Source organism: Actinomycetospora sp. (assembly GCF_055612215.1).
In genome coordinates this window covers 1-6,704 of record NZ_JBVPVA010000667.1, presented here as the reverse complement: position 1 = coordinate 6,704, position 6,704 = coordinate 1, and the positions used below count along the sequence as shown (strand labels likewise).

The following is a 6,704-nucleotide window of genomic DNA, read 5'->3' as shown; positions in this document are numbered from 1 at the left end:
TCTGCGTCGATCTCAGGGCGCCCTGCGATCGACGCTGACGTGTCTCACTCCCCGGCCCCCCGCGCGACCGCCCGGTCGACGAGCCGGGTGAAGACCTCGGCGAGGTCGCGGCCGGCCGCGGTCACCGCCCGCGGGAGCAGTGAGTTCTCGGTGAGGCCCGGGGAGACGTTCACCTCGAGGACCTGGACCCGGCCGTCCGCGTCCACGACGGCGTCGGTGCGCGAGAGGTCGCGCAGCCCGAGGGCCCGGTGCGCCGCGACCGCCGCGTCGGCCACCCGCTCCGCGACCTCGTCGGACAGCCGCGCCGGGCAGTGGAAGCGGGTGAGGCCCGCGGTGTAGCGGGCGCGGTAGTCGTAGACCCCGTTCCCGGGCTCGACCTCGACCGCCGGCAGCGCCACCGGGCCGTCGCCGGTGTCGATCACCGAGGCCGCGACCTCTACGCCCTCGACGAACCGTTCCACGAGCACGGTGTCGCCGTAGGCGAGCGTGCCGACCATGGCCGCGGGGAGCTCGGAGGCGTCCCGGACGACGTGCGCGCCGAGCGCCGACCCGCCCTGGTCCGGCTTGAGCATGAGCGGCAGTCCCAGCCGGGCGACGAGGGCGTCGAGCATCCCCGCCGCGCCGAGTTCGCGGAAGGTCGACTGCGGGAGCGCCACCCACTCCGGGGTGTGCAGCCCGGACCGGAGCAGCTCCGTCTTCGCCGTGGGCTTGTCGTGGGCCCGCCGGCAGTCGCGGGCCCGGGTGCCCACGTAGGGGACGCCGACGAGCTCGAGGACGCTCTGCACGGCCCCGTTCTCGCCCTCGCCCCCGTGCAGGGCGACGACGACCGCGTCGGGCCGGGTCGTGCTCAGCCGACCGAGCAGGGCGGTGTCGGTGTCCCACTCCTCCACCGCCGCGCCGGCGTCGCGCAGCACCGAGGCGATGCGCCGGCCCGAGCGCAACGACACGTCCCGCTCGTGGGAGAGCCCGCCGGCGAGCACGGCGACGGTGAGATCGGTCCTGGCCGGGTCGGTCACGGCCGGGAACCTATCTCGTGGTCAGGTGGTGTCCATCGACGGCGCCTGCGGCCCGCCCGACGTCCCGGGGCGCGGACCCGCCACCCCGAACGTGCGCAGCAGGTCGAGCTCCCCGTCGAGGACCCCGGCGAGGCGCCGGACCCCCTCGGTGATCCGTTCCGGCGGCGGGTAGCAGAACGACAGGCGCATGTGGCGGCTGCCGGACCCGTCGGCGTGGAACCCGGTGCCCGACGCGTACGCCACCCGGGCCGTGATCGCCCGCGGCAGCATCGCCCGGGTGTCCACGCCCTCCGGGACCGTGGCCCACACGAAGAACCCGCCCTCGGGACGCGTCCACCGGCACCCGTCGGGGAGGTGGGTCTCCAGGGCCGCGAGCATCGCCTCGCAGCGCTCCCGGTACATCTCCCGGAACGACTTCACCAGGCTGCGCCAGTCGTGCGTCGCGAGGTAGCGCGAGACGACGAGCTGGGTGAACGCCGGCGGGCAGAGCGTCGCGGACTCGGCGGCCAGGACGAGCTTGTCGCGGATGCCGTGCGGGGCCAGCGCCCAGCCCACCCGCAGGCCCGAGGCGAAGATCTTGGAGAACGAGCCGAGGTAGACGACGTTCTCCGGGTCCATCGAGCGCAGCGAGGGGAAGGTCTGTCCGTCGAAGCCGAGCAGCCCGTACGGGTTGTCCTCCACGATCAGTACGCCGTGACGACGACAGATCTCGACGATCTGCGGGCGCCGCTCCGTGGCGAGGCTCACCCCGACCGGGTTCTGGAAGTTCGGCACGGTGTAGAGGAACTTCGCCCGCCGGCCCTCGCGGGCGAGCCGCTGCAGGGCCTCGTCGAGGGCGGCCGGGAGCAGGCCGTCGTCGTCCATGGCCACGTGGCGGACCTCGGCCTGGTAGGCCGCGAACGAGCCCAGCGCCCCGACGTAGGACGGCGACTCGGCGAGCACGACGTCGCCCGGGTCGACGAAGAGGCGGGTGAGCATGTCCAGCGCCGACTGCGAGCCGACGGTGACGACGACGTCGTCGGGCGCGAACCCGCCGGTGGCCGCGAGGCTGCCCGCCTCGAACGCCATGACCTCGCCGATCTGCTCGCGCAGCACCGGGACGCCCTGGGCGGAGCCGTACTGCAGGGCGCTCTGCCCCTCGGCGGCGACGAGACCGGCGACCTCGACCGAGAGCGACTCCAGCGGCAGCGCGGCGAGGTTGGGCATCCCGCCGGCGAGGGAGACCACCTCGGGGCGGCTGGCGACCGCGAACAGCGCCCGGATCTCGGAGGCGGTCATCCCCGCGGTGCGAGCGGCGTAGCGCTCGAGGTGGGGGTCCCCCGCGTCGCCCGCCGCGCCCGCCGCCGCGGCCGGTCCGAGGGACCCGGTGGTGCGGTGTTCGGGCGGCATCGCGGTCATCGGCGACTCTCCGTGGGCCTGGCAGGAGTGGATCGCCGAGCGAGTCTACGCGTCCGGGTCCCACGATCGGCGCGACCTCGGCGTCGCCGACGCCACGATCGGTGGCGCCCGTATTGTCGACGGCGGCACGGAGGGGTACGCATGCTCCCCGGCAGGGTCAGGCGCAGGCAGGACGGGAGTGTCGGTGTCGCGAGAGTGTGTCGGGGTCACCCTGGACAACATCGACGAGCTGCCCAAGGGCTGTCGTCGCTGCGTCTACTGGGAGCTCCCGCCGCACCTGGGCGCGCAGGCCGAGGAGTTCGGCACGCTGGAGCTGGAGAAAGAGGCCTGGGTCTCGGGCGTCCTGCTCGAGTGGGGCTCCTGCGGGCGGATCGCCCACGTCGAGGGTGTCCCGGCCGGCTACGCCTTCTACGCCCCGCCGGCGGCCGTCCCCCGGGCGGCCGCGTTCCCGACCTCGCCCGTGGGCGCCGACGCGGTCCTGCTGTGCGGTCTGCACGTGGTGCCCGACTTCAGCGGCAGCGGCGTCGGGCGGATGCTCGTGCAGGACGTCGTGCGCGACCTCTCCCGCCGCGGTGTGAAGGCGCTCGAGGCGTTCGGCGACACCGCGGAGCGGGCCCGCGGGGAGGCCCACGGCCGCACCGTCGAGGACACGCCCAGCTGCGTGCTCCCGGCCGCGTTCCTGCGCGCCGTCGGCTTCAAGACCGTCGCGCCGCACCACCGCTGGCCGCGGCTGCGCCTCGAGATGCGCACCGGGTTCTCCTGGAAGGAGGACGTCGAGGCGGCGATCGCCCAGCTCCTGGGCTCGGTGTCGGTGACGACGGCCCCGGCCGCCCCGGTGGGGGCGCCGGCCCCCCGGTAGCGCTTCGCGCATGTGAACGTTTTTGGGCGCTGGGACGACCAAGAACGTTCACACATCGGCGACCGTCGGGTTGCCATGCACCCGGAGCGCTTCGCACATGTGAACGTTCTTGGTCGTCCCAGCGTCCACAAACGTTCACATGGCCGCAGGCCTACGCGCCGATCGGGCTGCCTTCCTCGCGCTGGAGGATGTCGGAGAAGGTGAACGTCCCGGTCGGCTTGTCGTTCTGGCCGAGCAGGTAGAGACGCTTCACGGCCACGAGGATCCCCTCCGCGACGACGTCGCGGAACGCCGGGTCGAGCAGGGACTCGCGGTCGTCCTCGTTGGTCAGGTAGCCGATCTCGACGCGGACCGCGGGCATGCGGGTCAGCCGCAGCAGCTCCCACGGGCGGGGGTGGACCCCGCAGTCGAGCATCCGCGTGCGGGCCAACAGCTCGCGGTGGATGAAGCCCGCGAGGGCCTCGCCGACGGTGGAGGTCGCGCCCGTGCCGGTGCCGAAGTGGAAGGCCGCGAGGCCGTTGGCGGCCGGGCTCGGGTTGGCGTCGACGTGCAGCGAGAGCACGACGTCCGCGCCCGCGGTGTTCGCGAACCCGGCCCGCTCGGCGTCGGACGGGCAGTCCTGCGGACCGTGGGAGAGCAGCGCCTCCATGCCCGCGGCCGACATCCGGCCCTCGAGACGGCGGGCGATGTCGGCCACGAGGCCGGCCTCGGTGACGCCGCCGACCGCGACGCCGGGATTCGACCCGCCGTGGCCCGGATCGATCACGATGCGCTTGCCGGAGAGCCGCGGGCCGGCACGGTGGAGGCGCTCCTGCTCGCGGAGCAGCCCCGGACGGCCCCCGGTGACCTTGCGGCCCAGGTAGCCGAGGTGACGCAGCGTGCGGGGCCCGCAGATGCCGTCGGGCGCCATGCCGTAGTCGCGCTGGAAGCTGCGCAGCGCCTGCTCGGTCTGCCGGCCGAAGACGCCGTCGGCCCGCCCCGAGTCGTACCCGAGCTCGAGCAGGCGTTCCTGGAGGGCGAACACGTCGTCGCCGGTCATGGTGTTGGAGGCCTGCAGGCAGAGCATGCGGTCGCCGAGCGACCAGCGCGCGTCGCGCAGCGCCCGGTACGTGGCCGACCCGACGACACCGTCGGTGATCAGGCCCCGGTTCTGCTGGAACGCGCGGACGGCGTCCTCGAGGGCCCCGTCGAACCGCGAGGGCTCCGGAGCGGGGCCACCGGACGCCGGTGGCTCGACCAGTCCCAACGCCTGGAGCGCTGCACGGACCTCGGCGACGGCCGGACCGGTGTCGCCGCGGCTCAGCAGCTGCATTCCGTTGCTCCCGTCGCTGTCCGACCTCTGACGGTGCACCGACTCGCCCCCCGGACGCCCCCTCGAGCGTGGCCGGGCAACGGATCGCCTCGGTTCACCGGGCTCTCATTGTGCCCTGTCCGCCCGCTCGCACCCGGCAGCGGGCCCGTGCCGGAGGGTCACGGTTCGGGATCACCGACCGGATTCCGTCCTCCGGGACGATCAGGGGCCGGACACGCCGACGCCGGGCCCGGACACGTGGTCCGGACCCGGCGTCGGGGTGGAGAGGCTCAGGCGAGTACGTCGGAGAGGTCGTTGAGCAGCGCGGCCTTCGGCTTCGCGCCCACGATCTGCTTCACGGGCTTGCCGCCCTGGAACACGATCATCGTCGGGATCGACATGACCTGGTAGTCACGCGCGGTGGCCTGGTTCTGGTCGATGTCGAGCTTGGCGATGGTGAGCTTGTCGCCGTGCTCCGCGGCGATCTCCTCGAGGACCGGGGCGACCATCTTGCACGGGCCGCACCAGGTGGCCCAGAAGTCGACCAGGACGGGCTTCTCGCTCTTCAGCACATCGGTGTCGAAGGTCGAGTCGGTGACGGTGACGGGGCTGCCCATCGGGGGATCCTCCTCGGATCATCGGTCGAGCGGGATGCTCGGTCGGGAAGACGGTGTCGGGGCGGCGCCGGCCGGGGGGCCGGGACCCCGCGGTGCGGACGGCGCCGGGTCAGAACGCGACGGGGTCGAGCTCGGGGGTCACCTCGGAGTCGACCGTCGGCTTCGGCGACGTCTCGGGCGTCGGCGTGGCCGGGTTCTCGGCGAGCCAGCGCTCCGCGTCGATCGAGGCCGTGCAGCCGCTGCCCGCGGCCGTGATCGCCTGCTGGTAGGTCTTGTCGATGAGGTCGCCACAGGCGAACACACCGGGGAGATTGGTGTACGTGCTCGGCGTGTCGACCCGCACGTAGCCCTCGTCGTCGGTCTCGACCTGCCCCGCGACGAGCGCCGAGCGGGGGTCGTGCCCGATGGCGACGAAGAGCCCGGAGGCGTCCAGGGTCTCCTCCTCGCCGGTGACGGTGTCACGCAGGCGGACACCGCTGACAGCGTTCTCGCCGAGGACCTCGGTGACGACGGCGTTCGTGCGGAACGTGATCTTCTCGTTGGCCCGCGCGCGCTCCAGCATGATCCCGGAGGCGCGGAACTCCTCGCGACGGTGCACGATCGTGACCGATCGGGCGAACCGGGTGAGGAACGTCGCCTCCTCCATCGCGGAGTCGCCACCGCCGACGACGACGATGTCGTGGTCGCGGAAGAAGAAGCCGTCGCAGGTCGCACAGGCGCTCACCCCGTGGCCGAGGAGGCGCTCCTCGCCGGGGACGCCCACGTAACGGGGCGCGGCACCCATCGCGAGGATCACGGTCCGGGCGCGGTGGGTCTCGCGACCGACGGTCACGGTCTTGACGTCGCCGTCGAGATCGAGGGACTCGACGTCCTCCGGGCGGAGCTGCGCGCCGAAGCGCTCGGCCTGCCGGCGCATCTGGTCCATCAGGTCGGGACCCTGGATGCCCTCCGCGAACCCGGGGTAGTTCTCCACCTCGGTCGTGGTCATGAGCGCACCGCCGAACTGGCTGCCCTCGAAGACCACGACGTCGAGCTGGGCCCGCGCCGAGTAGGTCGCCGCGGTGTACCCCGCCGGTCCGGATCCCACGATGATGACGTCGTGGATGGTCTTGTCACTCACGTCCGGTGCAACGTCCGCCACGGGACCAGGATTCCCCATCGGGTGTCGGCCGCAGCACTCACCCGCCGACCGTGAGGTCGGCCAGGGTGTCCGGGACGGCGTCCGTGCACCCCGGCCCGACGACGAGCACCCGGAAACGGGCGGCGTGTCCGGTGGGCAGCACCAGCAGCGTGCCGGGGCGACCGTCGACGAGGACCTGTCGGCTCCCCAGCACCGCGGTGCCCGGCGGCACCCCGTGCACGACGAGGCAGGCGGCGCGTCGGGCGGGGTCGGCGAGGGGGCCGGGGTCCCGGGCGCCGAGCCCCGCCCGCAGCGCCCGCACGGGGTCCGCGCCGGACACCGGCTCCGGGGCCGTCGCGGGGGCGGGGGCCGGCGGGACGGGCGGCGCGGCGGTCGGGGCCGG

6 protein-coding genes and 1 pseudogene are annotated in these 6,704 nt (G+C 73.7%); 1 reads left to right on the top strand and 6 read right to left on the bottom strand.

What is annotated here, in order from left to right; translation table 11 throughout:
• Nucleotides 1–44: 44 nt before the first annotated feature.
• The gene (locus AC0CYZ_RS18345) at nucleotides 45–1,016 is read right to left on the bottom strand and encodes a D-alanine--D-alanine ligase family protein (protein WP_472217900.1); all 972 of its coding nucleotides are present in this window, start codon (nucleotides 1,014–1,016) and stop codon (nucleotides 45–47) included.
• 21 nt (nucleotides 1,017–1,037) lie between these two features.
• On the bottom strand, nucleotides 1,038–2,414 hold the full coding sequence (locus AC0CYZ_RS18340; protein ID WP_472217898.1) for an aminotransferase-like domain-containing protein: 1,377 nt from the start codon (nucleotides 2,412–2,414) through the stop codon (nucleotides 1,038–1,040).
• 184 nt (nucleotides 2,415–2,598) lie between these two features.
• Between AC0CYZ_RS18340 and AC0CYZ_RS18335 the strand changes: the two genes are divergently transcribed.
• The gene (locus tag AC0CYZ_RS18335; RefSeq protein WP_472217896.1) at nucleotides 2,599–3,273 is read left to right on the top strand and encodes a GNAT family N-acetyltransferase; all 675 of its coding nucleotides are present in this window, start codon (nucleotides 2,599–2,601) and stop codon (nucleotides 3,271–3,273) included.
• A 151-nt stretch (nucleotides 3,274–3,424) separates the two neighbouring features.
• On the opposite strand, the gene AC0CYZ_RS18330 is transcribed toward AC0CYZ_RS18335, so the two are convergent.
• The 4 genes and pseudogenes from AC0CYZ_RS18330 to AC0CYZ_RS18315 form a co-directional block, all read right to left on the bottom strand.
• Nucleotides 3,425–4,585, bottom strand: coding sequence for an N-acetylmuramoyl-L-alanine amidase (locus AC0CYZ_RS18330; protein ID WP_472217894.1), 1,161 nt, complete (start codon nucleotides 4,583–4,585; stop codon nucleotides 3,425–3,427).
• A gap of 269 nt (nucleotides 4,586–4,854) precedes the next feature.
• The gene (gene trxA / locus AC0CYZ_RS18325) at nucleotides 4,855–5,181 is read right to left on the bottom strand and encodes a thioredoxin (protein ID WP_472217892.1); all 327 of its coding nucleotides are present in this window, start codon (nucleotides 5,179–5,181) and stop codon (nucleotides 4,855–4,857) included.
• 109 nt (nucleotides 5,182–5,290) lie between these two features.
• The gene (trxB, locus tag AC0CYZ_RS18320) at nucleotides 5,291–6,301 is read right to left on the bottom strand and encodes a thioredoxin-disulfide reductase (protein WP_472217890.1); all 1,011 of its coding nucleotides are present in this window, start codon (nucleotides 6,299–6,301) and stop codon (nucleotides 5,291–5,293) included.
• Nucleotides 6,302–6,359: 58 nt separating this feature from the next.
• Nucleotides 6,360–6,704: pseudogene (locus AC0CYZ_RS18315) on the bottom strand (hypothetical protein); the annotation flags it as partial.

Bases quoted from the DNA above. Each gene is read 5' to 3' on its own strand.
- AC0CYZ_RS18340 (WP_472217898.1), bottom strand. From the start codon at position 2,414: ATGACCGCGATGCCGCCCGAACACCGCACCACCGGGTCCCTCGGACCG.
- AC0CYZ_RS18330 (WP_472217894.1), bottom strand. From the start codon at position 4,585: ATGCAGCTGCTGAGCCGCGGCGACACCGGTCCGGCCGTCGCCGAGGTC.
- trxA (WP_472217892.1), bottom strand. From the start codon at position 5,181: ATGGGCAGCCCCGTCACCGTCACCGACTCGACCTTCGACACCGATGTG.